The sequence below is a fragment of the Candidatus Poriferisocius sp. genome, from assembly GCF_965204015.1.
Lineage (GTDB): Bacteria > Actinomycetota > Acidimicrobiia > Acidimicrobiales > Bin134 > Poriferisocius.
The window spans coordinates 1,635,900-1,662,230 of the sequence record NZ_OZ241965.1 but is presented as its reverse complement, the minus strand read 5'-3'; the positions used below and the strand labels follow the sequence as shown (position 1 = coordinate 1,662,230).

At 65.9% G+C, this 26,331-nt stretch carries 30 protein-coding genes and 1 pseudogene; 24 read left to right on the top strand and 7 right to left on the bottom strand.

All coding sequences use genetic code 11. The features are described from left to right. Nucleotides 1–19: 19 nt before the first annotated feature. From ACOGJC_RS07375 to ACOGJC_RS07340, 8 genes and pseudogenes are all read left to right on the top strand, one after another. Nucleotides 20–856 (top strand): SDR family oxidoreductase, encoded by an 837-nt coding sequence (locus tag ACOGJC_RS07375; protein WP_419847856.1) that lies wholly within the window; start codon nt 20–22, stop codon nt 854–856. A gap of 37 nt (nt 857–893) precedes the next feature. Further along, nucleotides 894–1,757, top strand: a complete 864-nt coding sequence (locus ACOGJC_RS07370; RefSeq protein WP_419847855.1) for a hypothetical protein — start codon at nt 894–896, stop codon at nt 1,755–1,757. Between the two features lie 15 nt (nt 1,758–1,772). Then, a complete protein-coding gene (locus tag ACOGJC_RS07365; RefSeq protein WP_419847854.1) occupies nt 1,773–3,095 on the top strand; it encodes an amidohydrolase family protein in 1,323 nt (440 codons plus the stop codon). Between the two features lie 121 nt (nt 3,096–3,216). Then, the gene (locus ACOGJC_RS07360) at nt 3,217–3,432 is read left to right on the top strand and encodes a type II toxin-antitoxin system Phd/YefM family antitoxin (protein ID WP_419847853.1); all 216 of its coding nucleotides are present in this window, start codon (nt 3,217–3,219) and stop codon (nt 3,430–3,432) included. 11 nt (nt 3,433–3,443) lie between these two features. After that, nucleotides 3,444–3,569: pseudogene (locus ACOGJC_RS07355) on the top strand (type II toxin-antitoxin system VapC family toxin); the annotation flags it as partial. Nucleotides 3,570–3,666: 97 nt separating this feature from the next. Beyond that, entirely contained in the window at nt 3,667–4,131 is a 465-nt protein-coding gene (locus ACOGJC_RS07350) for a hypothetical protein (RefSeq protein ID WP_419847852.1), read from the top strand. A gap of 158 nt (nt 4,132–4,289) precedes the next feature. Continuing rightward, nucleotides 4,290–4,520, top strand: a complete 231-nt coding sequence (locus tag ACOGJC_RS07345; protein WP_419847851.1) for a hypothetical protein — start codon at nt 4,290–4,292, stop codon at nt 4,518–4,520. Continuing rightward, complete coding sequence (locus ACOGJC_RS07340; RefSeq protein WP_419847850.1) at nt 4,514–4,831, top strand: type II toxin-antitoxin system PemK/MazF family toxin; 318 nt, start codon at nt 4,514–4,516, stop codon at nt 4,829–4,831. Before ACOGJC_RS07345 ends, ACOGJC_RS07340 begins: the two co-directional genes overlap by 7 nt. A gap of 17 nt (nt 4,832–4,848) precedes the next feature. On the opposite strand, the gene ACOGJC_RS07335 is transcribed toward ACOGJC_RS07340, so the two are convergent. The 3 genes from ACOGJC_RS07335 to ACOGJC_RS07325 all read right to left on the bottom strand — a co-directional run bounded on the left by ACOGJC_RS07335 (nt 4,849) and on the right by ACOGJC_RS07325 (nt 6,855). After that, nucleotides 4,849–5,268: a type II toxin-antitoxin system VapC family toxin gene (locus ACOGJC_RS07335; RefSeq protein WP_419847849.1), complete on the bottom strand. Its 420-nt coding sequence runs from the start codon at nt 5,266–5,268 to the stop codon at nt 4,849–4,851. A gap of 3 nt (nt 5,269–5,271) precedes the next feature. Then, a complete protein-coding gene (locus tag ACOGJC_RS07330) occupies nt 5,272–5,520 on the bottom strand; it encodes a hypothetical protein (RefSeq protein WP_419847848.1) in 249 nt (82 codons plus the stop codon). A 129-nt stretch (nt 5,521–5,649) separates the two neighbouring features. Beyond that, nucleotides 5,650–6,855 (bottom strand): cytochrome P450, encoded by a 1,206-nt coding sequence (locus tag ACOGJC_RS07325; RefSeq protein WP_419847847.1) that lies wholly within the window; start codon nt 6,853–6,855, stop codon nt 5,650–5,652. Nucleotides 6,856–6,946: 91 nt separating this feature from the next. Between ACOGJC_RS07325 and ACOGJC_RS07320 the strand changes: the two genes are divergently transcribed. The 7 genes from ACOGJC_RS07320 (at nt 6,947) to ACOGJC_RS07290 (ending at nt 13,394) form a co-directional block, all read left to right on the top strand. Next, entirely contained in the window at nt 6,947–8,278 is a 1,332-nt protein-coding gene (locus ACOGJC_RS07320; RefSeq protein ID WP_419847846.1) for an ABC transporter substrate-binding protein, read from the top strand. A gap of 65 nt (nt 8,279–8,343) precedes the next feature. Then, complete coding sequence (locus ACOGJC_RS07315) at nt 8,344–9,441, top strand: branched-chain amino acid ABC transporter permease (RefSeq protein ID WP_419847845.1); 1,098 nt, start codon at nt 8,344–8,346, stop codon at nt 9,439–9,441. Between the two features lie 3 nt (nt 9,442–9,444). Next, nucleotides 9,445–10,542 carry a branched-chain amino acid ABC transporter permease gene (locus ACOGJC_RS07310; RefSeq protein ID WP_419847844.1) on the top strand — a complete coding sequence of 366 codons (1,098 nt, stop codon included), beginning with the start codon at nt 9,445–9,447 and terminating at the stop codon, nt 10,540–10,542. Continuing rightward, nucleotides 10,539–11,483, top strand: a complete 945-nt coding sequence (locus ACOGJC_RS07305) for an ABC transporter ATP-binding protein (protein WP_419847843.1) — start codon at nt 10,539–10,541, stop codon at nt 11,481–11,483. The genes ACOGJC_RS07310 and ACOGJC_RS07305 overlap by 4 nt, the downstream gene beginning before the upstream one ends. A gap of 2 nt (nt 11,484–11,485) precedes the next feature. Further along, nucleotides 11,486–12,193, top strand: coding sequence for an ABC transporter ATP-binding protein (locus tag ACOGJC_RS07300; RefSeq protein ID WP_419848210.1), 708 nt, complete (start codon nt 11,486–11,488; stop codon nt 12,191–12,193). A 6-nt stretch (nt 12,194–12,199) separates the two neighbouring features. Further along, nucleotides 12,200–12,886, top strand: coding sequence for an SDR family NAD(P)-dependent oxidoreductase (locus ACOGJC_RS07295; RefSeq protein WP_419847842.1), 687 nt, complete (start codon nt 12,200–12,202; stop codon nt 12,884–12,886). Next, nucleotides 12,879–13,394 (top strand): VOC family protein, encoded by a 516-nt coding sequence (locus tag ACOGJC_RS07290; protein ID WP_419847841.1) that lies wholly within the window; start codon nt 12,879–12,881, stop codon nt 13,392–13,394. The genes ACOGJC_RS07295 and ACOGJC_RS07290 overlap by 8 nt, the downstream gene beginning before the upstream one ends. Here the strand turns inward: ACOGJC_RS07290 and ACOGJC_RS07285 are convergent. The 3 genes from ACOGJC_RS07285 to ACOGJC_RS07275 are packed head-to-tail and all read right to left on the bottom strand — an operon-like array spanning nt 13,391 to nt 15,961. Further along, nucleotides 13,391–14,869, bottom strand: coding sequence for an FAD-dependent oxidoreductase (locus ACOGJC_RS07285; protein WP_419847840.1), 1,479 nt, complete (start codon nt 14,867–14,869; stop codon nt 13,391–13,393). The genes ACOGJC_RS07290 and ACOGJC_RS07285 overlap by 4 nt on opposite strands. Next, entirely contained in the window at nt 14,869–15,207 is a 339-nt protein-coding gene (locus ACOGJC_RS07280) for a nuclear transport factor 2 family protein (RefSeq protein WP_419847839.1), read from the bottom strand. Before ACOGJC_RS07280 ends, ACOGJC_RS07285 begins: the two co-directional genes overlap by 1 nt. Continuing rightward, on the bottom strand, nt 15,200–15,961 hold the full coding sequence (locus ACOGJC_RS07275; protein WP_419847838.1) for an SDR family NAD(P)-dependent oxidoreductase: 762 nt from the start codon (nt 15,959–15,961) through the stop codon (nt 15,200–15,202). The genes ACOGJC_RS07280 and ACOGJC_RS07275 overlap by 8 nt, the downstream gene beginning before the upstream one ends. Nucleotides 15,962–16,008: 47 nt before the next feature. Between ACOGJC_RS07275 and ACOGJC_RS07270 the strand changes: the two genes are divergently transcribed. The 6 genes from ACOGJC_RS07270 to ACOGJC_RS07245 all read left to right on the top strand — a co-directional run bounded on the left by ACOGJC_RS07270 (nt 16,009) and on the right by ACOGJC_RS07245 (nt 21,408). Beyond that, nucleotides 16,009–16,224: a ferredoxin gene (locus tag ACOGJC_RS07270; protein WP_419847837.1), complete on the top strand. Its 216-nt coding sequence runs from the start codon at nt 16,009–16,011 to the stop codon at nt 16,222–16,224. Nucleotides 16,225–16,302: 78 nt separating this feature from the next. Then, the gene (locus tag ACOGJC_RS07265; protein ID WP_419847836.1) at nt 16,303–17,076 is read left to right on the top strand and encodes an SDR family NAD(P)-dependent oxidoreductase; all 774 of its coding nucleotides are present in this window, start codon (nt 16,303–16,305) and stop codon (nt 17,074–17,076) included. Between the two features lie 33 nt (nt 17,077–17,109). Further along, nucleotides 17,110–18,303, top strand: coding sequence for a cytochrome P450 (locus ACOGJC_RS07260; RefSeq protein WP_419847835.1), 1,194 nt, complete (start codon nt 17,110–17,112; stop codon nt 18,301–18,303). Beyond that, nucleotides 18,303–18,722, top strand: a complete 420-nt coding sequence (locus ACOGJC_RS07255) for a Zn-ribbon domain-containing OB-fold protein (RefSeq protein ID WP_419847834.1) — start codon at nt 18,303–18,305, stop codon at nt 18,720–18,722. Before ACOGJC_RS07260 ends, ACOGJC_RS07255 begins: the two co-directional genes overlap by 1 nt. Then, nucleotides 18,719–20,245, top strand: a complete 1,527-nt coding sequence (locus ACOGJC_RS07250; RefSeq protein ID WP_419847833.1) for a class I adenylate-forming enzyme family protein — start codon at nt 18,719–18,721, stop codon at nt 20,243–20,245. Before ACOGJC_RS07255 ends, ACOGJC_RS07250 begins: the two co-directional genes overlap by 4 nt. Further along, entirely contained in the window at nt 20,242–21,408 is a 1,167-nt protein-coding gene (locus ACOGJC_RS07245) for a thiolase family protein (RefSeq protein WP_419847832.1), read from the top strand. The genes ACOGJC_RS07250 and ACOGJC_RS07245 overlap by 4 nt, the downstream gene beginning before the upstream one ends. A 10-nt stretch (nt 21,409–21,418) precedes the next feature. On the opposite strand, the gene ACOGJC_RS07240 is transcribed toward ACOGJC_RS07245, so the two are convergent. Further along, nucleotides 21,419–22,309, bottom strand: a complete 891-nt coding sequence (locus ACOGJC_RS07240) for a phosphotransferase (RefSeq protein ID WP_419847831.1) — start codon at nt 22,307–22,309, stop codon at nt 21,419–21,421. A gap of 102 nt (nt 22,310–22,411) precedes the next feature. Between ACOGJC_RS07240 and ACOGJC_RS07235 the strand changes: the two genes are divergently transcribed. The 3 genes from ACOGJC_RS07235 (at nt 22,412) to ACOGJC_RS07225 (ending at nt 26,122) form a co-directional block, all read left to right on the top strand. Next, nucleotides 22,412–23,596, top strand: a complete 1,185-nt coding sequence (locus tag ACOGJC_RS07235) for an MFS transporter (protein WP_419847830.1) — start codon at nt 22,412–22,414, stop codon at nt 23,594–23,596. A gap of 51 nt (nt 23,597–23,647) precedes the next feature. Then, nucleotides 23,648–25,465, top strand: a complete 1,818-nt coding sequence (locus tag ACOGJC_RS07230) for an NAD(P)-binding protein (RefSeq protein ID WP_419847829.1) — start codon at nt 23,648–23,650, stop codon at nt 25,463–25,465. A 216-nt stretch (nt 25,466–25,681) separates the two neighbouring features. Next, a complete protein-coding gene (locus tag ACOGJC_RS07225) occupies nt 25,682–26,122 on the top strand; it encodes a hypothetical protein (protein WP_419847828.1) in 441 nt (146 codons plus the stop codon). The last annotated feature ends 209 nt before the right edge of the window (nt 26,123–26,331 follow it).

Genomic DNA, 26,331 nt, shown 5'->3' with positions numbered 1-26,331 from the left:
CAATTCACAGGAGGCAACGATGAGCGGACGACTTGACGGACGGGTGGCGGCCATCACGGGGGCGTCCAGCGGTATCGGCCGGGCCGCGGCTGAGCGATTCGCCGAGGAGGGCGCCAAGGTAGCCATCGGCGATATCCAAGACGACGCGGGCCGGGAACTGGCTGAGTCTCTCGGCGGTGCCGCAATCTACGTCCACTGCGATGTGACCGCCGAAGACGACGTCGCCGGCCTGGTGGACGCCGCGGTGGCCGAGTTCGGCCAGCTCGACGTGATGTACAACAACGCCGGCATCGTCGGCGCGGTCGGGCCCGTCGACACCACCCCGGCCGACGAGTGGCACGCCAGCATCGATGTCCTTCTCCACGGGGTGTTCTACGGCGTCAAGCACGCCGCCCGGGTTATGAAGCCCCGGATGACGGGCTCGATCATCTCCATGTCGAGCACCGCCGGGGTGATGGGCGGCCTCGGTCCCCACGCCTACGCCGCGGCCAAGCACGCCGTAGTCGGACTGACCAAGAACGCCGCTGCCGAGCTGTGCCGCTTCGGCATCCGGGTGAACTGCATCGCCCCGGCGTCGATGGCCACCCCGATGGTGGCCTTCGCCCACACCGGCGACCACACCAACATGGACGGCGCGCTGGCCGAGCTCACCGCCAGTTCCCCGCTGATCGATCGCCCCGGCCTGGCCACCGACGTGGCCAACGCCGCCCTGTGGCTGGCCTCCGACGAGTCGGGCTACACCAGCGGCCACACCCTGGCCACCGACGCCGGATTCACCACCGGGGCCCGCCCCGACGCCCCCGGCTTCGCCGACTACGCCCCCATGATCCGAGAAGCCGGCCGCACCGGTCTGTAGGGAAATCAACCAAGCAAGCAAGGAGTAGCGTCGAGCCGTGCCTGAAGAAGCCCCATTGCTGGCCAACGAGGAAGACCACCCCCAAGAGGTGGTCTACACCGACGGCGACCGCCGGATCGTCACCATGGACTCGGCCCGGTATGTGGACGCCCGCAACCGGGACACCGATGTGGTGGTGCCGTCTTCGTATCTCGGCGTGCTGCCCGCCCGGCTGATGGCCCCCCACCGGCCCAAAGGGGTCATCGGCCACGACGGCTGCATCGGCAAGGACGGTGCGGGCATCTCCGGGCTGTGGTTCTTGGAGGCCCTCGGCATCCCCGCGGCCACGGCCGACGGGATGAGCGCCGAGTTGGGCAACGGGCTCGACCTGTATGAGACCGGGGTCATCTCCCGGCTCAATATCTATGCCGAGCGGTGCGGAATTGTCGAGGGAATGTCGGTGTCGGAGGCGGCCAAGCTGCTGTTGAACAACGACCCGGGCGAGGTGGACGAGGGCACCAAGATCCGCCGGGAGGTCAAGGCCACGTCCGACAGCGGGCGACAGCTCGTGGTCACCGACTCCATTGTGTTCGCCCTGCCCGAGGATTCCCGCAACGTGCTGGTCACCGCGGGCCACACCGGGCGCAGCGGGGCGGATTTCCTGCTGGAGGTGAGCCCCCACGGCTTCATCTGCTCCGACGGGGGCCGCAGCAAGAACGACGCCGGCATCGCTGGTTTGGCCATCACCGAGGCCCATGGGCTGGCCGGAGCGTGCTGCGATGCGTGGAGTGCCCCCGTGGGTGACGCTTTCAAGGCGTACGATGAGGGGATCATCAGCGCGTGCAACCAGCCGGCCCGCGACCGAGGCGTCGAGGTGGGCATGTCCGTCAAGGACGCCGCCGCGGCTCTGCTGGAGGATTGAGAAGGACTGAGCCCGATGCCTGAGCCGACGCCCATCGCGATCACCGGCGGCACGGTGATCGACGGCACCGGTGCCCCGCCCCAGCCCAACACCGCGGTACTGATGGAGGGCGATCGAATCGCCGCCGTCGGCCCCGATGCAGGGGCCGATCAGCCCGGCATCACCGTCATCGATGCCAGCGGCTGCACCGTCATGCCCGGTCTGATCGACGCCCACGTCCACTGCACCTTCGACGACGTCCAGTCCAACGACGAGCTGTTCTTCCACCGCGACCACACCCTGGCCGCGCTCATCGCCGCCCAGAATCTCCAGAAGCTGCTCATGGCCGGGGTGACCGGCTTCTGCGACCCCGACACGCTGTTCTCCATGGGGCCGTCGTTGCGCGACGCCGTCGATGCCGGTGTGGTGGAGGGCCCCCGCATGGCCACCGGCGTGCAGGCCCTGGTCACCGCAGTGGGCGGCACCGCCGGGCGGCTCATCCCCGACACCGGGGTGGTGGGCTACGCCCAAGTGGTGACCACCGTCGACGAGATGATCCAGATGACTCGCCGCCACATCAAGTACGGCGCCGACTGGATCAAGATCCACGCCACCGGGTCCATCCCCCGCCACAAGGGCGAGCTGTTGGCCTGGAAGCCCGAAGAGCTGAAGGCGGTGTGCGACACCGCCCATGAGCTGGAGACCCCGGTCATGGCCCACGCCCGCTCGGCCGGCAGCACCCAAGCCTGCGCCGAGGCCGGGGTGGACCTCATTCTGCACGCCTCGTTCATGGACGAGGCCGGCCTCGAAGCGGTGATCAACGCCGGGGCCGCCCTCATGCCCACCTTCACCTTCTTGGCCAACCTGGCCGACTACGGCCACCTCGTGGGCGCCGGGGCCGGTATGCAAGACGTGTTCCGGGGCGAGATCGAGGCCACCGCCAAGATGATGGCCAAGGCCCACGACGCCGGGGTGCCGCTGCTGTGCGGCTCGGAGTCGGGATTCGCCCTCACCCCCTACGGCCACTGGCACGCCCGGGAGATGGAGGTGCTGGTGGAGTCGGTGGGGCTGAGCCCGCTTCAGGCCATCGCCTGCGCCACCGCCAACGGGGCCATCGCCCTGCGCATGGAGGGCGAGGTGGGCACCCTGGCCCCCGGAATGGCCGCCGACGTGTTGGTGGTAGATGGCGACCCGGCCACCGATGTCACCGTGCTGGCCGACCGGGCCAACATCCGCCACGTGATCAGCCGGGGCGAACTCGTCGATCTGGACCGCCCCTGGCCCACCCGGGCCCCCATCTCCGGCGAGAAGGTGGCCAACTGGGCGGCGAGTTCTTTGACCAGCGACTTGATCGAGTAGCGGGACTGTCGGTCTTTGTGTAACCGGCCTTGATGGTTTTCATTCATTCGTCACCGGGTTGACAAATGGATTGAGTTGTTTTGGCGAAGTGGCTGGTATAGAGGTCAAGATGAATCGGCAGGTGACCGCGACGCAGGCGAAGAGCCAGCTTTTGTCGCTGCTCAATGATGTGGCGGGGGGCGACGAGATTGAGATCACCAAGCACGGGCGCACGGTGGCTCGGCTTGTTCCCGCCGTCGGCCCTGCTGCGCTGCGGGGCCGGTTTGCCGGCATTGCGGTCAGCGCGGCCGACGACGAGCTGTTGTTCTCCACCGGGGAAGCCTGGGAATCCAGTTGACGACGTTGCGGTCTTTGCCCGGCGACCCGGCCGACCGGCTCATCTACGCCACTGCTGTCGAGTCAGGCTGGCAGCTCGTCACCAAAGACGGTCGCATGCGCAATCACCAGCGCACCGACCCGGTCGCCATCTGGTAGCTCGCGCCGACCACGAGGGGGTGTGCGAGACTCCCGACGGGGAAGAGGTCAGCCCTACAATGGCGACATAGGGGTAGAAGAGGACATTTTCAAGCTGATGCGCCGCACGACGCTCTGCGTGTCTGTGCTGGTCATGCTCAGCATATTGTTCGACTGGGTGCGGTTCGCAAGAAACGAGCTGGCCCTCACGCAAAGCGAGGTAGCCGGTCTGAGAACGTACACGGTGACCGTGTACAGCATATTCGGCGTGAACCTGGTCGAGGGCATAGCCGTGTTCTTCCTCGGGTTGCTGGCAATCGGCGGTGTGCTGGTGTTCAGGCACATGGGACTGAAATGGGCGGCAGCCGTGGCGCCTCTGTGCGGCCTGGCCATCACGGGCATCGCCATTTACAGTGCGGTTTTTGTCAGCACGCTCGCGAGTGACGTCGAGCCTGACCACGTCAGGGTCGGTTTCGGCCTCTGGTTCATCGTGTTCGCCGGGCCGGTCATCCTCGGAGTGTCGTCCATGATGGCGCTGGAGGTCTTCAGGCCGAAGTTCTGGACCAAGTTCGGCACCGAGTAGCGGCCGAGGTAGGGCTGGGCGGTTTCGAAGCTGGCGTCAGCCTCGGCGTACCAGATTGGGCAGGGGGCACGCAGGGTGTGTTCCGGGGCGAGATCGAGGCCGCCGCCAAGCGATGGGCTGGGGGTTGCGGGCAATGATTATGTACGTATAATACGTACATGCCCAACAAAACGATCAGCGTGCCAGATGACGTTGTGCCCATCATCGACGGTCTTGACGTGCCGTTCTCAAGGTGGGTGACTGACCAGCTTCGGCGCCACTCGGCTAGCTCGACTCTGACATTCGCACAGCAGCTCGTGGCAGATGCCGCGTTGGCGGCTGGGGAGCGCTTGAGCGAGCAGGACGCGCTGGCGGTCGGCGAGCGGATGGAGCGCTCGGCGCCGTGGTAGCGCGCGGCGCGGTGTATTGGGCCGATCTCGATAAGCGACGAGCGTGTGTCGTTGTGTCATCCGACGATGTTCTCGGCGTTGATATCTGGCAGACGCATGTTGTGCCGTTGACCTCGAACCTCGAAAGGGCGGGCCTCGCCGGCAATGTGCTGCTCACTTCATCGGCCACGGGTCTGCCACAGGACTCCGTCGCCGTGCCACTTGGGCTGGAGTTGGTAGACCGGTCGTGGCTGACTGAGCGCGTGGGGCAGCTGCCCGCTGCCCTTGTCGACGCCATCGACGATGGGATTCGAGCCGTACTGGGCCTATAAGAGGGAAACGTCGACTGTCAGGGGTGGACTGCGAAGGCTTGGGTTTTGCGGGGGCCGTAGCGGTAGACGCGAAAGTCGGTGTCGAAGGCGAGTGCTTGGGTGATGGCCAGGCGCTCCATGAGCGCCCAGCTGGTGCGGTCGGTCAGGGAGAACGCTTGGTCGGGGTAATCGGCCTGCACCGTTTGGGCCGCTTCGAAGTCTGCGCGCGTCGTGCATTCGATCTGGGCGATGCCCGCCGCGATCGCGTTGATCACGCGATTGGCAAGGGCGTGGTTCGAGCGAGCGGTGATGAGGTTCCACAGCTCACCCAGTACGAGGTCGCTAGTGACAAGGGTCCCCGCATGCTCGGCGAGCAGCGACTGGGCGACGTCGCGGTGGGCATCGCCGGCATCGGCCGCGGCGTACCAAACGCTGGTGTCCACGAAGACCGGGGCCACTGGTCAGATCCCCTTGGCGGCAAACTGCTTGTCAATCGCCTCGCTGATCATGGCCTGCTTTCCATCAGCGATCCTCGATCCACCGCCGTCGAAAATCCCGAAGATGGTCGAGGGATCCACCGCGGGAGTGTCCCGGTCTAGGTCGCTGGCCACGAGTCGGCGGATGTACTCCGAGAGCGAGATGCCCTCGTGAGCGGCCTTGCGCTTGGCTGAAGCGTGGTGGTGGTCGGGCAGGATGATCATCGTCCGCACACCACTAGCATACCACTATCGACATGACACCATATATGCCATATCTTCGGCCCTTCCACCGTGCTTCAAATTCCACCAAGAATTACTCGGCGTCAAACACCGAATGAACCAGAAGGGGCCTGCTGCTGCTCAAGGGGTGGTGAACCGCACCGGGTAGCGGCCGAAGTAGGGGCGGGTGGTGGAGGCGTCCATCTCGGGCGGGTCGTCGGGGTTGGGGCGGCAGCCGTGGTCGAAGAGGGTTTGCACTGCCGCTGGCACTAGGCCGAACAGGTGGGTGTCCACGTCGTCGCCGTCCACAAACGTGATCCCGGAGGCCAGGTCTTGGCCGATGCAGGCGTGCATGCCCTGGCCGAAGCTCAGCCCCCAGGGGGCGATTCCTTCGGGCATGGTGCGGTCGGGGTTGAACTCGGCCGCGTCGTCGCCGAACACCGACTGATCCCGGTTCACCGACAGGAGATCAAGGGTCACCCGGTCTCCCTTGGCGATGTGTACGCCGCTCGACAAGTCGATGTCGTCTAAGGCCCAGCGCATCCCGGTGGGGCTGGAGGGCTGGAGGCGGATGGTCTCGTGGGTGCACTTCTGCACGAAGAGCCGGTCTTCGCGCACCCGGTGCTCGTCTTCGGGGTGGTCGGCCAGCCAGCCGAAGATGTTGTGTACTACCCGGTTGAAGGCGGTGGCTGAGGTGTGGGCCCCGGCCAGCATGTAGAAGGCGATCTCACGCCGGATGGTCTGGTGGCTCAGCTCTAGGCGGTCTTGGTTGTGCATCAGCACCATTAACACATCTTTGGGCAAGTCGTCGGCGTCGATCTCTCCGGCCTCCAGCTGATCCAGCAGCGCCTGGCGCCGGTCCATGCCGGGGGTGAGGAACTCGGCGTCGAACGCATCGAGGGCAGCCTCGATCTCGACCACCTTGGCCTCCCTGTCGCCGGTGTAATGGGCCAAAGTGGCGCCCTCGATGAAGGTGGTCAGGTAGTCGTAGAGCCGAAAAGTCTCCTCCGGGGTGCCCTGGGGCCGATCCACCCCGGCGGTGAACGCGGCCAGGTTCATCATCAGCTGATGGCCGAGCTTGACCAGCTCGGCTTTGCCCTCGGCCAAGTGGGGGGCCAGCGTCGACTCGATGATGGGCGGGAACAGTTCCTGCTCGTACAGCATGAACGTGTCCCGCCGGAAAAGGCGGTTCTCCAGCCGGCGGCGGTCCCGGTGCTCATCGCCGTGGAGGTTCACCACCACATCGCTCATGATCACCTCGCCCGCGTCGTACAGCGCCTGGCGGAGGTTCTTGTTGCGGTAGCACTCCCGGGCTTCGGCAAACGTGGTCACGGTGATTTCTGCCATCTCCGGCATTTTGTCACAGACAAATGTCTGTTAGGGTGCCGAACTTGTGTACGTCCGATCAGTGCACGTCCAACCAAATGGAGGGGAATCCATGTCCAAGCTCTTGAAAGTTCTGGCGCTGCTCTTTGCATTCGCCCTAGTCGCCGCGGCGTGCGGCAACGACGATGACGACGGCGATGCCGCGCCGGCTCCGGCAGCTACTGAGGCGCCTGCTCCAGCAGCCACCGAAGCTCCGGCGCCCACCGAGGCGCCCCCTTCTCCGGCCGACGGCTGCGCTTGGGCTACTGAAGGCGATGTGCGAGGCGTGGACAAGGAGAACGGCGTGATCACCATCGGTAGCTCCCAGCCGTTTACCGGCCGGGCTGCGGTTGCTGGTGAGGGCCTGATTGCCGGCATCATCATTGCTGTCGACGAGGTCAACGCCAATGGCGGCATCGACGGCTGCACCTTCGAGCTGGTCTGGGAAGACGACCGCTTCGAGATCGAGCAGATGGTTACCAACGTCCGCAAGATGATCGAGCAAGACAACGTGTGGGGCTTTGTGGGCACTGCGGGTTCGCAGGCCATCCCGTCGACCTACCCCGACATTGAGGCCGCAGGCACCCCGCTGTGGGGCCCGGTGTCGCCCGCCGACCAGGACATTCAAGAGGTGTACCTCACCAACCCGACCCGCACCGAGCAGGGCCGCATCTGCATCGACTACTTCGCCGAGCAGGGTGCCACCAAGGTGGCCGCCATCGGCCAGGACAACGAGTTGGGCGAGGAGGCCTTCAACGCCATCGACATGCAGGCCCCGGTCCACGGCATGGAGATCGTGGCCAAAGAAGAGGTCGAGGTGCTTTCCGACGCAGTGGCCCCGGCAGTGCTATCGGTCATCGATTCGGGTGCCGATGCGGTGCTCACCGCGCTCGACGGCACCCAGAACGGCTTGGTGATGGACCAGTTCCATGAGGCTGGTTTCGATCCGCTGATGTGTTCCGACCAGGGTTCGGCTGGTGCTGGTGGCCAGACCACGGTCAGCCTGGCAGTTCCCGAGGCGGCCGACGGCTACTTGGGTGCCCTTCAGGGAGCTCTGCCCGATTCCGACATGGACTTCGTGCAGCACTGGCTTGCGATGTGGGAGGCCTACGACGGTCCCGGCGCAGGGAGCTTGGCCCCCAACTTCAGCCTTCAGACCTATTCCATAGCTCGGGCATTCTTCGAGCTGTGGGACCGGCTGGACGGCGATTATTCCTACGAGAACTTCCACGCCACCGCCGAAGCAATGGCCGACGATCCCATCTTGATTCCGGCGATGCCGGTGCTGGCCTGTGGGCCGCTGCCTGGTGGCCACGGCTGTGCCTCGGGTGCGGGTATCGCAGAGTACGATGCTGAGACCATGACGTGGACTCAGGTTCGGGACTTCCTCCCGCCGGCGAGCTGATTCACTAGCTGGTCCGGGGCCGGTGAGTGCCGGTCCCGGACCATCTGATCCTAGGAGCACAGCGGGTGGACCAACTCCTCCAGCAGATCGTGGCCGGACTGGAGTCCGGGTCGAGTTACGCCCTTATCGGCTTGGCCATCGTGGTCATCATGAAGTCCACCGATGTGCCCAACTTCGCCATGGCCGAGATGGGGCTGGTGGCCGCGTTCATGGCCTGGTTCTTGTCAGCGGACCCCGACAAAGGGGGCGTTGGGTGGCCGTTCTGGCTGGCCATCGTTTTGGCCTTGGCCTTTGCCGCGGTGTTCGGGGCAGTCACCCAGTTCCTGCTGGTCCGTCCATTGACGGGGTTATCCAATCAACCTTTAGCCGTCTGTGCCGCCATTGGACTGGGGTACGCCAGCGTGCGCTTTCTCAACAAAGAAGGCTTGCCCACATTCTTCGACTGGTTCCCGATCACTGATGAGGGCTTCCCGCTGTGGGTTGCGACGATATTGGCCATCTTCACCGTCGCACTCACCTACCTGATAATTCGCTACTGGGTGAAGCCGCTTTCCAAGGTGGACCACTTCCCACTGCTTTTGCTTACTATCGGGTTGAACTTCGCCCTGGGGTCCATGATCGAGAACATCTGGGGATCCACCCCCAAGCGTTTTGACGCCCCGTGGTCTGGAGAGACCTTCGATTTGGGCAGCACCAGAATCGGCTGGGATCAGGTCGTTACCATCGCAGTGGGCATCGCAATTGCCATTGGGATGGCACTGTTCTTCTGGTCCAAGTGGGGCGTGCGGATGCGGGCCATCGCCGAGGACGGCCACACCGCCCGGCTATTGGGCATCAACGCCGGACGGGTATCGCTCATTGCCTGGGCAATCGGGACTTTCGTCGCCGGGGCGGCCATGATCCTCAACACCAGCTCCACGGTGCTGGAGCTGGGCAGCGCGGAGGGCCTGATCCTCAAGGGGTTCATCGCCGCAGTGCTCGGCGGGTTCACCTCGTTGGGCGGCACTTTCGCCGGAGGACTTCTCATCGGGGTGGGCGAGGCTCTGGCCGGTGGACAGATCAGCACCAGTTTGCAGCCCACCATCGCGCTGTTGGTCGTGGTGGTGGTTCTCTTGGTGGCACCAGGAGGATTCAGCCGTACCGCCCGGACCCGCGAGGTGTAGCTGATGTCTGATCAGACTCTGCCTTCGCTCTATGCCCCCAAGAGCTCTCTGAGGAAGGTCGTGCCCGAATGGGTCACCACCTTCGCGGTTTTCCTCTTCTTGGCCTTCTTGCCCTGGATGCCGATCTTGGGCTGGACCGACATTTTCGACAGCAGCAACAACTTCGGTCGGGGCAACCTGGCCTTCGTTTTCGCATTCGCAGTCGCCGCAGTGGGATTCAACCTTCTGGTGGGATATTCGGGAACCCTGGGCTTGGCTGTGGCCGGTCTATTTGCCCTGGGGGCCTATGGCACTGCGGTGCTATCGGCGCCGAGCGATGCCCGGGAAGCACTGGCCGGATACGACTGGCCTTTCTTCGTGGCCCTGCCGGTTGTCTGCATCGCCGCCGCCATCATCGGCTTCCTTGTGGGCTTTCCCGCGGCGCGGCTCAAAGGGTTCTTTTTGGCCATCGCCACCCTGGCCTTGGGAGAGCTGATCGTAACCATCATCCGTCTAGACGAGAAGGTGTGGGACGGCCTGAAGACCAACGGAGGCACCGGAAAGCAGGTGCCGCAATTCGGAGTCCCGGGACTCGACCGTATTCTCAGCGTTTACATGCTGTCGTTGGGGGCACTGTTCATAACGATGGTCGCTTACATCGTGCTCACCAACCGCAGGCTCGGCCGGACGTTGAAAGCGGTGCGAGACATCGACATTGCTACCGGGCCATTGGGTATCTCCTCCACCTACTACAAGTTGCTGGCCTTTGGGATCTCTGCATTCGCCGCTGCGCTGGCCGGGGCCATGTGGGCTCAGAACAGCTCGTTTGCCAACCCGTCGGCGTTTCGAACCCGGATGTTGGTGTTCTTGCTCGTGGTGTTGATCGTGGGAGGGCTGAGTCACAAGTGGGGGCCGTTGATCGGCGCACTGTTCTTTGTTTTCCTGCGTCAAAAGCTGCAAGACACTCAGAAGCTGCTGTTCTTGATATTGGGCATCACTCTCATGCTGGCCGTGCTAATCCTTCCCAACGGGTTTGCCGCTTTACCAAAGCGAATCCGTGACAGTCGATGGGCCAAAGACCTCCAGCGAAGACTGGAGTCGCTAATGGACTTCTCGCTATGAGCGTCGTCGATACAGCTGTTCCGGGCACACCCACAGATGCTGCCGCATCGCTGGCCGTCGACGACCTGCACGTTGCCTTCGGCGGAAACCATGTGCTGCGAGGGGTAGACCTTCAATTCACTCCCGGCTTCAACGGGCTGATCGGGCCCAACGGAGCGGGCAAGACCACGGTGTTCAACGTGATCTCCGGCTATGTCCGCAGCAGCAAGGGCGCAGTTCGCCTACACGGCGAGGATGTTTTGCACATGTCCCGCACCCAGCGGGTGAAAGAGGGAATCGGGCGAACGTTCCAGGCTCCCCGGCTCATCCTCGACGCCACCGTGATGGAAAACACCCTGTTGGGGCGTCACCACCTGTTCCGCTGGGGGCACTTGGCCGAGCTATTGCTCTTGCCCCAACAGCGCCGGGAGGAGACCGAGGCCCGGCGGATCTGCATGGGCATGCTCGACCGCTTCGAATTGGCTGATGTGGCCCATGAGGAGGCCGGAGCGCTGTCGCTGGGCTCGCAGAAGCTGGTGGAGGTGGCTCGGGCCTTGGTGGCCGACCCAACCGTGGTGCTGCTCGACGAGCCTGCTGCTGGGCTGGGGGCCGACGACGTGACCGTGCTGTTACGAGGATTGCGCCAGATCCAGGCCGAGCGCGACCTCTGCGTGATCATCATTGAGCACGACCTGCAACTGGTGACCAGCCTTTGCCCCAAGATCAGTGTGCTTCACTTTGGTGAGATCATCTCTGAGGGCAGCCCCGAGCACGTGACCACTGATCCCGCGGTCATCGAGGCCTATCTGGGTCACGGTTTCGAGGCTGAGGAAGGCGGCGAAATCCACGAGGTGGAGGGGCCGCTGTCGGAGCACCACCACATCGACCACGTCGAAGAAGAGAGCACGCTAGAAGAAGTATGGACCGAAGACGACGGCCCTGAGCAGGAGGGGTCGCCCTGATGCTGCTCGAGATCAACGATCTGGTTTCGGGCTACGGTCGCCTCGAAGTTCTGCACGGCGTTTCGCTATCGGTGGAAGAGGGCGAGATCGTGTCGGTGCTGGGGGCCAACGGGGCGGGCAAGACAACCCTTTTGCGGGCCATTTCCGGGGTGCTAGACACCTGGTCGGGTTCGGTGGTGCTCAACGGCGAGAACCTGGGCAGCCTGGCCATCGAGCGTCGGGCCATGCGAGGGCTCGGCCACCTGCCCGAGGGGCGGGGCATCTTCCAGAACCTGTCGGTGAAGGAGAACCTTGAGCTGGGATTAGGGCTGCGCACCGACGGTGCCGCTGCCATCCGGCGAGATCGCGACCGGCTCTTCGACCTGCTGCCCGCGCTGGCCGAGAAGATCGGCGAGCAGGCGTCGTCGCTTTCGGGCGGACAGCAGCAGATGCTGGCGCTGGCCCGGGCCATGATCACCCGGCCCAAGCTGTTGATGATCGACGAGCTGTCGTTCGGCTTGGCCCCCAACCTGGTGGACCAGCTGTTCGAACTGGTGGTGGACCTGCGAGACGAAGGCGGCACCACTTTCTTGCTGGTGGAGCAGAATGCCGGGGTGCTGGAGGTATCCGACCGCACCTACGTGCTGCGCACCGGCAACAACGACATCAGCGGACCGTCTTCGGAGCTTCGGGCCTCCCACGATCTGGTGCGGTCCTATTTGGGCCACTAAGCGCTGATGCCGGGTCGGGTGCTGGTGACCGGCGGCGCGTCTGGAATCGGTGCGGAGACCTGCCGGCTGTTGGCGGCGAGCGGATGTGATGTAGTGGCTGCCGATGTGTCCGCTGCAGCCAACGTGATCTCACTGGACGTAACCGACGAAGTTGCCTGGGATCAGGTCTTGAACGACGCAAGGCCGCTGGCCGGGTTGGTGAACTGTGCTGGTATCCGCACCCGTAGCTCGATTGTGGACACAGAGTTGGATGATTTTGAACGCCATTTGCGGGTGAACGTGGTCGGAACGTGGCTGGGCATCCGGGGGTTCCTGCGCCAGCACCAGCCTGGCAGCACCGGAGCCATCGTCAACCTGTCTTCAGTGAACGCCGAGATCGCGGTGCCTGATCAGGCCCACTATGTAGCTTCCAAGGGAGCGGTATCGGCGCTCACTCGGGCGGCTGCGGTGGAGGCGGCGCCGCTGGGGGTGCGGGTCAACGCTGTGGCGCCGGGGCCGGTGCGCACGCCCATGACCGCCGAGCGGCTGGGCAACCCGGAGCAGGCCGCCTGGCTGGACGCCCGGGTGCCGATGGGCCGGGTGGCCGAGCCGGGCGAGATCGCCGAGGTCATATCGTTTCTGCTCAGCGAGAAAGCGTCTTACATAACCGGCGAAGTTCTATTCACCGATGGAGGGTGGCACGGCCATGCCTGAATCAACATCCGATTCGCTTGCGGGGCTGGTGCCCCTCGACGACTTCTACCACTTCGGCGTCGTGGTCACCGATCTCGAAGCGGCCATGGCCGAATGGACCGCCATCCACGGCTTTGAATGGGGCCCCGTGCAAAACCGGGAGTTCATGGTTCGCCAGCCCAACGGGGTGGTGCTGGCCGAGTTCCAGTTCACCTACTCCACTGCCGGGCCACCCCATATCGAGCTCATCACCGGTACTCCGGGCACCGTTTGGGATCCGGCAACCGCCGGCGGTGTACACCATCTGGGCTATTGGAGCCACGATCTGGTGGCCGACGCCCAACGGCTGGCCGACGCCGGCTATGAGCCCCTGGCGTCCTATGAGGCTTCCGACGGGCGTCCGCTGGGCTTCACCTATCACTGGCTTCCGACCACCGGCCTGCGAGTGGAGTTGGTGGACGCAAACCGCCGCCAAGACTTCCTGAATTGGCTGGCCGGCGCCGACTTCCCCGCGGCCACCGACCGCTAATCGGCAAGGCGGCTGAGGGCGTGTTCGACGGCGATCTGTCCGAAGCAGAGGGCTTCGGACAGGTTTGATCCGTCGCTGGGGTAGAGCAGGCCGGAGGCCTGGCCGAGCTCCCCGGCCCCGTACAGGCCGGCAATCGGGTCGCCGAAGGCATCCAGTATGCGGCCGTGGCGGTCGCGGCGGGGGCCGCCGGTGGTATTCGATCCTCCAGGCCATAGGACCACGCAGTAGTAGGGGGGCTCATCAATGGGGACCATGGTGTCGGCCGGGCGGCCCCACGGGTCGGGCTCGCCGTTGCGGCACCGCTGGTTGTAGGCGTCCACGGTCACCGCGGCCTGTTCGGCGGCGTCCCCGACCATCCCGGCGGCGTTGGCGGCCTCGGCAATAGTGGAGCCGGTAGAGATCCAGCCCCGCTCAATCTCTGCTGAGTTATCGGGGCTCCAGTCGTAGAGTCCAACGGCCACCGCGCCGAAGTGGGTGTAGGTGAGCGGCCCGGCTTGCCGTCGGGATTCGTCGAAGAACCAATAGCACGGCACCCGGGGATGCGAGTTGGTGGCCGGGTCGTAGGCCAGCAGGTCGTAGTAGAAGTCGTGGCGCAGCAGCGCTTGATTGTGCTCGTTGGCGAATCGGTTTCCTGCCCCGTCGCAGATCACATAGCCGGGAGGATCGATGCCGATGATGAAGTTCAAAGGCTGTCCGTTGTGGTCGAAGTGGCCAATGGCCCGGCCGATCATCTGATTCATGTGCCACATGGAGGCTCCGACCCCGGCGGCCATGCGCACGCCATCTCCAGTGTTGTTGGGGTTGCCGTAGAAGTGCACCGGATAGGTTCGCAGGTGGTCCCGCTTCAGGTCCTCATCGAACTCATAGCCACCGCAGGCCAGAACCACGCCTCGACGGGCTCCTAGGGCAATTGATTGGCCGTTGCAGGTCGCAGTCAATCCAGTCACCCGTCCATCGGCATCTTGGATCAGCCGCGACGCGGCGGTGTTCCACCGGATGGGGATGTCCCGCCGGGCGACCGCGGCAGCCAGTCCTTCGAAGAACCGGGGCCCGCCCCCGGCCGCGGCCGCCAGCCGCTCGACCACCCCGCCGGGCTGTACGGCCACAATCGACTCTGCGCCCTCGAAGCCGGGATGCTCGGCCCCCGCAGAGGCCGCCATGTCCAACCCGCCAATGGCGTCCTCAAACCACTGCGGCAGGCAAGCAGCCCGCTCGGCCCAGGCGTGGGACACGTCGAAAGGCACCATGCCCGAGGCGCATACATCCAGGTAGCGAGCCCCGGCATCCACATCGGACACCGTCATCACCATGCCGCCCGACATGCGGGTCGACGGAGTGTGGCGGTGCTCGGGGCTCTTCTCCACCAGCACAACCGAGGCACCGGCATCGCTGGCGGTGACAGCCGCCGCGGTGCCCGCTGCCCCGTAGCCCACCACCACCACGTCGAAGGTCTCGTCGAACGACTCGGCCGCCATCAGAAGTCCCCGCCGACCAGGGTCACCGTCTGACGGACGATCACCCCGTCGGTCACCTCGAAGCGATCGGTGCCCGAAGCACCGTCGCCGGGACCGCCTACCAGCGTCCAGGCCACCGACACCAGGCCGTCCTCCAACCGGGGTTCGGCGAATGCCACTTGGCCATCCCCCAGCCGCTCCGGCACGGTGGCGAAGTAGCCGGCGATGGCGTCACGGCCCTGGTAGGCCACATCGCGTACCAGCACTGCATTGACGGCATAGTCAGCGGCCATAGCCTCGGGGTCGCCGGTGTGTACCGCGGCCAAATGGTCTTGGACCACATTCAGCGGGTCACGCATTAGTGACGCCGAGGCTGAGTCCGCCGTCCACCGTCAGCACCGAGCCGGTGGCCCATTCGGCCCCGATCAGGTACTCGAACGCCTCGGCGATCTCGGTGACGGTGCCGATGCGACCCAGGGCGTGAGCTGGCCCCAGTCCTTCGAGGCGGGCCTTGGCCTCGTCGTCACCCATAAGCCCGGCGCGCTGGTTGATCTCGGTGAACACCGCGCCAGGCCGCACGCAGCCCACCCGCACACCCTGGGGTCCCAACTCAGCGGCCAACACCCCGGTGAGCGCCTCCAGCGCCCCCTTGGTGGCGGCGTAGGGCGCCACGCCGGGAAAGGCCCGCTGCGTGTGCACCGATCCCAGGAACAGGACGCACCCCTGGCGCTCGCGCAGGTGGGGGAGCGCCTCTCCCACCAGCATCATCCCGGCCACCACGTTGGTATGGAACACGTCGAGCAGGGCCTGTTCCTCCAGCTCGTCCACCGGCCCGCGGTACATGTTGGCGGCGTTGCTGATCAGGGCGTCCAGGCCGCCGCCGTGCTCCACTGCGGCCTCGATCATGGCGGTGCGGTCGTCAGCCACCGTCACGTCTCCAGCCACCGCTCGCCCCCGGTCGCCCAGCCCGGAAGCCACCGCTTCTACCCGATCTGGGCGGCGCCCGGTGATGGTCACCCGCGCCCCCCGGCCAGCTAGGTGCTCGGCCGCTCCCGCGCCAATGCCCGAGCCGCCCCCGGTGATCAATATGGACATGCCTTCTATGGGCTTCATCGACCAGCCAACTTATAGGGAGCAGCGCTGGGGCCTAGGGTTAAGCGATGGCTTACCGAGTGGACATCGACCAGGACGAGTGCATGAGCTCGGGGCGGTGCGTGGCCGACTATCCCGCGGCCTTCGCCTTTGACGACGACGAACTGGCCACCGTCTTGCCTACGGTCGGCAACCTGACCGACCAGCAACTGCTCCGGGCTGCCCGCAACTGCCCCTCACGGGCTATTCAGGTATTCGACGACAACGGCAACCTGCTGGAGTAGCCCAGGTTCTTGGCCACGCCCGTCGGTGCCATGCCCGTCGATGCTGGTCCCGGCAAGCACCCACTAGGGTTGGCGCTCGTGACGAAATCGATGATTGTGACTGGGGCGGGACACGGGATTGGGGCGGAGATCGCCCGACAGGCGGGGGCCGCGGGCTACCGGGTGGGGGTGCTCGACGTCAATGGCGCCGCCGCCGAAGAAACAGCCCAGTCGCTGCCCGATGCGGTGGCGCTGACCGCCTCGACCACCGACTCGGCCGCGGTTGAGGCCGCGCTCGACGCCTTCGGCACGCCCGACGCCTTGGTGAACAATGCCGGCATCGTGCGGTTCACCCCGCTGGTCGACCACTTGGAGGATGAATGGCGGGCGGTGGTGGATGTGAACCTCACCGGCCCGTTCGTGTGCGGCCGAGCAGTGGCCCGCCGCCTGATCGCCGAGGGCCGCCGGGGGGCGATGGTCAACATCTCCTCCATCAACGGCATCGCCCCCGGCCCCAATTCCGGGGCCTACAGCCCGACCAAGGCGGCGGTGATTCAGCTCACCCGCCAGATGGCCATCGAGTGGGGCCCGGCCGGCATCCGGGTGAACTCAGTGGCCCCCGGCATCATCGACGACGGAATGTCGGCCCCCATCCTGGCCGACCCCGAAGTGCGGGCAACCCGTTCATCTCGCACCCCCAGCCAGCGGCTGGGCACCGCCGACGACATCGCCAAAGCGGTGATGTGGCTGTGCTCCGACGATGCCCACTACGTCAACGGCCACAACATGGTGGTGGACGGCGGCGTGGTCCACACCGTGCTGGCCGGAATGCCCCGTCCGGCGTCGATCGACGGCATCGCCGACGAGAACTGATCGACCCAACCCGACCCCAGGAGAGAAACCGCCATGGCAGAGATCACCCTCACCCGGTTCGACGAGGTGCGTGACGCCTACCGGCAAAAGGGCCTCAAGCAGGCGCTGTATGACGCGGCCGGGGTGATCATGGCCGACACCCTGCTCACTTTGTGGGGTGACGATCACCGCCGTCGTCGTCGGCTGGAGAATCGGCTGTTCCGTCGGGAGACGTTCGAGCACTACGAGCGGGATCTGCTTCCGCTGGCGGTGGACAAGCAGTTGGATCCGGCCGCGGCCCAGGGAAAGGGCGATGTGGTGCCCTTGGCCCGCAGGATCGTGGTCAACCTCACCGCAGCTGCCGCCGGAGTGGACTACACCGAGGGCACCGCAGAAGAGACGGATCGGCTTTTCTCCTATGCGGTCAAGTTCAGCGAGGGCGCCACTGCGGTTCACAGCACGAGGGATCCCGAGGAGCTGAGAGCCGAGGTGGCCGAGGCGCTGGAGTTCTGGGACCAGGAGTTCTTCGCCCCGTCGCTGGACCGCCGCACCGAGCTCTTCGAGCGGTTCGTCGCCGGCGAGATCGCCGAAGACGACCTGCCCAAAGATGTTCTCACCGTGCTGGTTCGCAATCAGGACTCCCTGGACCTGCCCCGAGACGTGGTTCGCCGGGAAGTGGCCTTCTACATGCTGGCCGGAATGCACTCCACCGGGGCCGCCACCACCCACGCCGTCCACGGCGCGTTCGGCTGGTTCGACGACCACCCCGACGACCGAGCCCGCATGGTCGAAGACCCGGTGTTCCTCCAGCACTGCGTTCACGAGTCCATGCGCCTGCACCCGGCCAGCCCGGTGGCCCGCCGGGAGGCCGTCGAACCGGTCACGCTGCGCAGCGGCACCGAGATGGCGGTGGGCGACACGGTGGTGTTCGACCTGTGGTCGGCCAACCGCGACCCCGAGGTGTTCGGGGCCGATGCCGACAGCTTCAATCCCCTCCGCTCGATACGCGACGACGTGCCCCGGTGGGGCCACACCTTCGGCGGGGGGCGTCACGCCTGCATCGGTATGGAGCTCGACGGCGGCGTTCCTGCTGATGAGAACACCGGTGCCCCCATCCTGTTGGGAACGGTGGCGCTGATTCTGCGAGGTCTGCTCGTGCGGGGCGCCCAGCGGGATCCCGACAATCCCCCCCAGCAAGACCCCAACATCGCCCGGGTCTGGTGGGGCACCTACCCCGTGCTGTTCTGATGACCGGCCCGGCCGTGGAGCGGGAGGACCGAACTCAGCGCCCGCTGACCGGGGAGTTTTGGGCGGCGGTCGACCAGGGTGAACTGGTCCGCCCGGTGTGCAAGGACTGCGGGCGGAGCTTTTTCGTCCCCCAGTTCGCCTGCCCGCACTGCCAAAGCACCAACTGGGCCTACGAGCCCAGCAGCGGGCGGGGCCGGGTTTACAGCCACACCACCGTCCACCGGCCTCCCACCCCGGCATTTGACGCCCCCTATGTGCTGGCCGACGTGGACGTTGAAGAAGGCTGGCACCTGCTCACCTGGATCGTGGACTGCGAACCCGATCACGTGGCCATCGACATGCCGGTGAGCGTGCGATTCGTGATCGGCCCCGACGGCCACCGGCTTCCCGCCTTCGCCCCCCATGAGGCCGCCCGATGAACGTCGGGTTGGCCTTGGCCCGCAATGGGGCTCGCCATCCCCGCGATCCCGCCATTTTCGGCGAGCGCGAGCTCAACAACCGCCAGCTCGACGAGCGCACCAACCGCATCGCCAACGCCCTGCTGAGCGCGCATCGCCTTGGCAAGGGCGACCGGGTAGCGCTGCTGGTGGCCAACCGGCCCGAGGTGGTGGAGGTGCTCGGCGGCATCACCAAGGCCGGCGGCTGCTATGTGGGGCTCAACTTCCGCCTCGGCCCAGTGGAACTGGAGCAGGTGTTCGACAACGCCGACCCCACGCTGGCCATCACCGACTCCGAGCATCGGGATCAACTTGACGGATTCGACCTGCCAGTCATCGACATCGACCGCGACCTCGACGTCTTGGCCGGCGCCGCCTCTTCCACACCTCCTGACACGCTGCACCAGGTGCGCCCCGAAGACGATTTCTGCATCGTCTACACCAGCGGTACCACCGGGCGCCCCAAAGGGGTCCACTTTGACCACGCCCGGGTGCTCCAGCACGCCACGGTGGCCTGTCTGGAATACGAGATCGACCGCCACAGCCGGTATCTCATTCAGATTCCGCACAACTCCAGCGTGAACATCACCATCCTCCCGTGCCTGCTTATCGGGGCGGCCCAGGGGTTCGTCGACAGCCGCAACTTCGACCCGGTGCGCTACGCCCGCCTGGTGGAAGACCACGGTGTGAGCCACTCGTTTCTGGTGCCCACCCAGCTCATGCGCCTGCTCGACCGCCTGGAGCGGGCCGACGACCCCAAGCTGGGGTCGCTGCGCACACTGGGCTACGGCTCCTCGCCTATCTCCCCCGATCGTCTGGCCGAGCTGGTGGAGCGCTTTGGCCCGGTGTTCAACCAGCTCTACGGCATGGCCGAGATCGCCTCCATCGGCACCATCCTGCGCAAAGAAGACCATGTGCGGGGCTTGCAGGAGCGCCCCGAGCTGTTGTCGTCGTGCGGGCAGCCGTCGTACGCGGTGGATGTGCGGGTGGTGGACCCCGACGGCCAAGACGTGGCCGTGGGGGAGCGAGGCGAGGTCATCTTCGGCGGCCCCCACGTGATGAAGGGCTACTTCCGCGACCCCGAGCGCACCGCCGAGGCCCTGCGAGACGGATGGATGCACAGCGGCGATGTGGCCGAGGTCGACGACGAGGGCTTCATCTACATCGTCGACCGGATGAAGAACCTCATCATCCGGGGCGGGCTCAACATCGCCCCCACCGAGATCGAGAACGTGCTGTACCGCCACCCGGCTGTGTTGGAGGCGTCGGTGATCGGCGTGCCCGACCCGGAGTGGGGCGAGGCCATCGTGGCCGTAGTAGCCCTCAAGCAGGGGGCGGTGGCCGACGACCAGGAACTGCGGCTGTGGTGCCGCCAATCGGAGCTGACGTCCATCAAGATCCCCGAGCGGGTGGAGTTCGCCGATTCATTGCCCAAGAACGCGGTCGGCAAGATCGCCAAAGAGGAACTTCGCTCGCAGTACTGGGGTGAGGGTCGGCAGGTGTGAGCGACTCCCATCCGCTGCATCGGGTGGCCATCGTCGGGGTGGCGGCCACCGAGATGGCCCGCCAACTCGACACCACCTCGGCGGAGATCTCCCTTCGGGCCGCCTTGGCCGCTCTGGACGACGCCGGGCTGACGGTGGCCGATGTCGATGGCGTGGCCGCCCGCTGGCCTGGACCGGGGGGCACTGTGTTCCAGCCCGGATCGGCCGACTGGGCCGAGGTGTTCGGCCAGCGGCTGCGCTGGGTGTGCGACACCTACCCCCAAGGCGTGCCCGGTGCGCTGGACGCCGCCGCCGCGGTGGCCGCCGGATTGTGCGAGACAGCGCTGGTGTTCGGCGGTCAGGCCGGGGTCATGGGCGGGACGGCGGTGGCCGACTACACCCGGCCCGACAACGAGTTCATCGCCTGCTGGGGCTCGCTCACCGCCGCCCAGTTCGCCCTGGTGGCCCAGGTATACCGTCACCGCTATGCCCCCGATCCCGAGCGGGTGGCCGCCATCGCCGCTGCCATCCGCAACGCCGGTTCTGCCAATCCGGCCGCGGTGATGACCGGCCGAGGCCCCTACACCGCGGCCGATGTGATGGCCTCGCCGATGGTGGCCGAGCCGTTCCGGCTGCTGGATCTGTGTCTGGCCACCGAGGGGGCCGCAGCCATGGTGATCACCGCCGCCGAGCGGGCCCGGGATCTGCCGCAGCCGCCGGTGGCCATCCTGGGCGGGGGCGCAGAGTGGCACCGCCAGCAGTACGTGAACCCGCCCCGCTACGACGAAGTGTGGGGTCTAGGGGCCGACGCCGCCCGCCGGGCCTTCGAGTTGGCCGAGCTGAGCCCCCAAGACGTGGACGTGTTTGAGCTCTACGACATCAACACCTACGAGGTGATCCGCCAGTTCGAAATGCTGGGCCTTTGCCCCGAGGGAGAAGGGGCCGACTACCTGTGGGAGGCAGGCATCGGCATCGACGGGCGCCACCCCCTCAACACCGACGGAGGCCTGCTCAGCTACAGCCACATCGGCTGGGGCGGCCCCACCCTCAAGATTGTCGAAGCCGTGCACCAGCTCCGCGGCACCGCCGGCCCCGCCCAAGTCCCCAATGCCGAGGTCGTCCTGGTTACCGGCGCAGGCTCCGGCGCCCAATACCACAACGTCATGGTCTTGGGCCGGGCCTAGCAGCGCTGAGTCAGCCTATCGCCCAGTCGAGCTCCGTCTGCATGGCTTGTTCGCCGCGGCGGCCGATGGTCAGTAGGCGGGAGTCGTGGGAGCGGCCGTCCAGCCAGGCGCGGATAGCCCGCATCGACGCGGTGAAGGAGCGGACCCGCTCAAAGCGGGCGGCGTAGGCCAGGCGCTCCTGGTCGAGGGGGTGGCCGTAGTCGGCTGAGTCGTCGATGGTGCACCAGCCGGAGAAGCGGTGGGTGAAGGCCACGTCGCACATAGGGTCGCCGGGCCAGGCCCGCTCCCAATCCAGGATCCCGCCCAGCTCACCTGGACCAGTCCAGCTCAGGTTGGCGAACCGGAAGTCGCCGTGGCACCAGACCGCGGACTCGTTGCAGTCGGGACGATGCGACCGCAACCATTCCAACGCCGCCTCGAACTCGGGGTGGCGGTCGGGTGCGGCCCTCCGGTAGACGGCTTCGGTGCGATCGAGCTCGGCGTCGTAGGCCTCGGCCACCGTCACCGGGGCCGACAGGGAATGCAGCTTGCCCAACGCCAGGGCCGCAGCCGCGATGTAGTCCGGGCGGCGCTCGGTCACTTCTCCGAGTCGCAGAACCTGCCCCGGCACCCGGGTGTGGACGCCGAACGGGCGACCGATGGGGTTGTCGGGGTCGGGCTGTACGGCCAACACCCGGGGCGCGGGCACTACTCCCTCCACCCGGCGCAGGTTGGTTGCCTCCGCCTCCGGGTCGTAAGGGTCGAGCGGGCCACCCATCGGTGCCACCCGCACGATCACGTCATCCACCGCCAACGTGACCCACGAGAACCCCCGGTCCAGGCGCTCGACTCGGGGCCCAGTGTCAGCGCCGTCAAGCACTTCAGCCACCGCTCGTCCCACTGCTGCGGGCGACAAGTCCACCAACCGAGCGTACCGGGCCGACTCGCAGCCGATGAGTGCCCAACCGCTGAGTTGGTTCCGCTGCCCGGTAACGTCGCCCGAAGTGTTTGGTGGGGGAAGCGCATGAGCGCACAAACGGGAACTGGCCGAGGCCCGGCCGTGGTGGCGGCCAGCATGCTGGCGCTGGGCATCGGGTCGAGCCTGGGCTTTTTCCCCGGCTACTTCGTTGCTGCGGTGCGCGACGACCTCGGCATTTCCCGAGCCCAGGTCGGGCTGCTGGTGAGTCTGCACTTCGGCTGCACCGGCTTGGGGTCGATCATTGGGGCTCGCATCACCGAGAAGATCGGCACCCGCACCGCGGTGGTTTCCGATCAAGTGGTGGTGGCGGTGGCGGCGTGGTCTGCCGCGCTTCTCGACAGCTATGCCGCGTTGGTTGGCGCCGCGGTGTTCGCCGGCTTCGGCTACGCCCTGACCAACGCGGCCACCAATGAGGCGGTAGCCGCTGCTGTGCCCGAACACCGTCGCACGCTGGCGTTGTCGGCCAAGACGTCGGGAGTGCCGACGATGGCGCTGATCAGCGCAGTCTTGGTGCCCTGGGCGTCCGACCGCTGGAGTTGGAACCTCATCCTCATGATCGGCGGCACCATCGCCGCGGTCAGTGCGCTCGTTGCCTCAGCGGTCATTCCCGACATCCGTTCCTCTCGGCTGCGGACGCCGCGCCAAGGGTCCGTCCTTCCCCGGGGATTCTGGTGGTTCGCCGTGTCGGCCTTCTTCCTGGTCGGTTCCTCACAGCCGCTGTTCTCTTGGGCCGTGCCATACTTGGACGAAGGCCTGGGCACCTCCAAACCGGTAGCGGGCGCTATCGCCGGGATAGCCGCCGGACTCGGCGCAGTTTGCATGTCGCTGACCGCGTTGCGGGCTGACTATCTGGGCCGAACTCGCCGGGTACCGCTCATCGTCGGGCTGTGCTCGGTGCTGACCGCGTCGCTTCTGGTGACTATGAGCGGTCTGACCTTTGGGTTGGCGGTGGCCACCATCGGTCTTCTTGTCGGGTTCGTTGCCCAGCTGGCCGCCATCGGCATCATGCACGCCGCGGTGGTCGACCGGGCACCCCAAGCCGTGGCCCGGGCCACCGGCGTGACCATGACCGGCTACTACATGGGCGCGCTGGCCACGCCGGTGAGCTTCGGGGCCCTGGTCGACTGGCTGGGCACCTACACCTGGGCCTGGTTGGTCATGGCCTTGGGCAGCACCGCCGCTGCCGTCTGCTTTGCCCGAGCCAACCGGGTGGGCGACGTGGTTTCTTGACCGATGGACCCACGACAGCCAAGCTCGCTGACGGATTCCCCAGGTTGAGCAATGAGCTACGAGCACGTTCTGGCGCCGATTGAGATCAATGGGCTGGAGATCAAGAACCGGGTGGTGCGCACCGCGCACGGCACCAACATCGGCCAGGGGCGGATCACCGACGAGCTGATCGCCTACCACGAGGCCCGGGCCGCGGGCGGGTGCGGACTCACCATCTTGGAGGCGGCGTCGGTCCACCCCACCGACATGGGAACGCTGTGGCTCCACGATGCCTTGGTGGTGGACGACTACCACCGGCTGATGGACCGCTTGGCGCCATACGGCATGGCGGTGTTCCAGCAGCTCGGCCATCTGGGCTACGAGGGGGTGACCGCCGACGGCGGACCGCCGTGGTCGGCGTCAGAGCTGGCTGGCCCCAGCATCCGCCAACCGGCCAAGGTCATGACCACCGATGACATTGCCGAGCTCACCGATGCCTTCGCTCAGGCCGCCCGGTGGAGCGTCGACGGGGGCGTCCACGGGGTGGAGGTCCACATCGCCCACGGCTACCTGCTCCAGCAGTTCATGTCGTCAGCCACCAACCAGCGCACCGATGACTACGGCGGCCCGTGGGAGAACCGCATCCGATTGGCCCGCGAGGTTGTCGGGGCAGTGCGGGCGGCGGTCGGCCCTGAGATACCGCTGGGAGTGCGGATCGGATCAGAGGCTGTGGGCGACGGGGGAGTGACCGAGCACGACTGCGCCGAATTGGTGAAGGTGCTGGCCGACGACGGCCTCATCGACTACGTGAACCTCACCTACGGCAGTTGCTTGCGGCCTCACAAGATCATGGGCGGGATGCACGAGCCCCCCGGCTACGAGTTGGAGGCCGCCGCCCCGGTGGTGGCTGCCGTCGAACTGCCGGCCATCGTCACCGGCCGATTCCGCACCCTGGCCGAGGCCGACGAGTTGATTGCTGACGGAGTGGCCGACATGGTGGGCCTCACCCGAGCCCATATCGCCGACCCCGACCTGGTGGCCAAGAGCGTTGCCGGTCGAGAGTCCGAGGTTCGCCCCTGCATTGCTGGCAACGACGGCTGCGTCGGCGGCCTCAACCGAGGCCGCCTGTCGTGCGCCGTCAACCCCGCAGTAGGCCGCGAGCTTGACTTCCCACCTCCAATGCCGAGCACTCAGGCTCGACGGGTGGCCGTGGTCGGCGGCGGACCCGGCGGCATGGAAGCCGCCCGCTTGGCCGCCATCCAGGGCCACGATGTGGTGCTGTTCGAAGCCCGAGACCGCTTGGGCGGCGCCGTCCGGCAAGCCCAAGAGCTGCCCACCCGAGCCCTGCTGGGCGACATCTGCGACTGGCAAGAGCGGGAGCTAAACCGACTCGGCGTCGATGTTCGTCTAAACCAAGTCGCCGATGTCAAGGCAATCACCGCCGCCCACCCCGACCTCGTGGTGGTGGCCACCGGTGCCACCGGCGCCGAACTCCCCGACGTCAGCACATTGCCCAAAGGCGCCACCGCCATAGTCGACGACCGCTTCGGCGGCTACGAAGCCCTCGGCCTCGCCGAGTGGCTGGCCATCCAAGGCCTAGCCGTGACCCTCACCACCCCCGGCCGCCGTGTAGCCGCCAACGCCCTGCTCGACCTCGTAGTCCAACCCGCCCGAGAACGCCTCCAAGCTCTCAACGTCGAAATCCAAACCAAAGTCGAAACACCCCCCCAGGCCGACCTAACCCTCACCGTCACCAAACACTCCCACGACCCCCTGTCCGCCGATCTCACCAATGCGGGCCTAAACGTCCAAGTAATCGGCGACGCCCAAACCCCCGGCACCATCCTCACCGCCATCGCCCAAGCCCACACCATCAACTTCGGCGACTGATCCCTGTCCAGAACTGATCGGGAGATGCTGTCATAGGCGTCAATAGACTGGTGCGTATGATAATCAAATGCTCTATCAGGGGAAATGCTCGAATTCTCCGTTGGCATGTCATCAGCAATAGCACCTCGTGGGCGTGGTTAGTGGGTCAGGACAATGAGTAGACCTGCCAAGCCTGACGATGCGCTAGATGAGACTGCGCATTCGAACAGGGCCTGTGTGGCCAGCTTGATCCTTCACGAGGCTCGAGAATTACGGCGCAAACAGGATGTAAAGGTCGAATTCTATCGACGGCTCTCGTTGCTATTGCTGGGCGGGTTCTTCTCTGCGGGAACGATTGCGGTAGCTGCCGCCGGAAAAGAGGCAGCAGATGTCGGCGGCGCTGTCCTCTGGTTTGGGTTGCCGATGGCGGTGGTCGTGATGTTGTCTCACTTGCCCATCATGAAATGGGAAAGCGGACCGAACATCCGCCACTTGACGGTGCACTACTACTGGAGAGACTTGGAGCGGCACCGTTTGGAAACAGATCTAGCTCAGGACCTCGAAGTTGAGTATGACCGCAATGAGATACGGCTTTCACGAGTCGCTCTGCTGGTCGCTATCGAGTTCTTAGTGGCCAGCGCGGGTACCGGGTACATCATCGGCGTCTTGTGGAACTAGGGTGGTGATTATGGAGATCTCTCGAAGCCAAGTGGCCGACAGTGTGGCGCGCGGGAACGGGCAGGAATACAAGATCCCGAGGAAAACTGTCAACATGGGGATAATTCCCAGGGTTCGGACGGGCCGCAACGGCGACGGTCTGGGGTGCCGCCGTTCTCGGTTGATCAGGTTCCTTCTCGGTTGAAACCGCTGGGTTCGATTACTTCGCC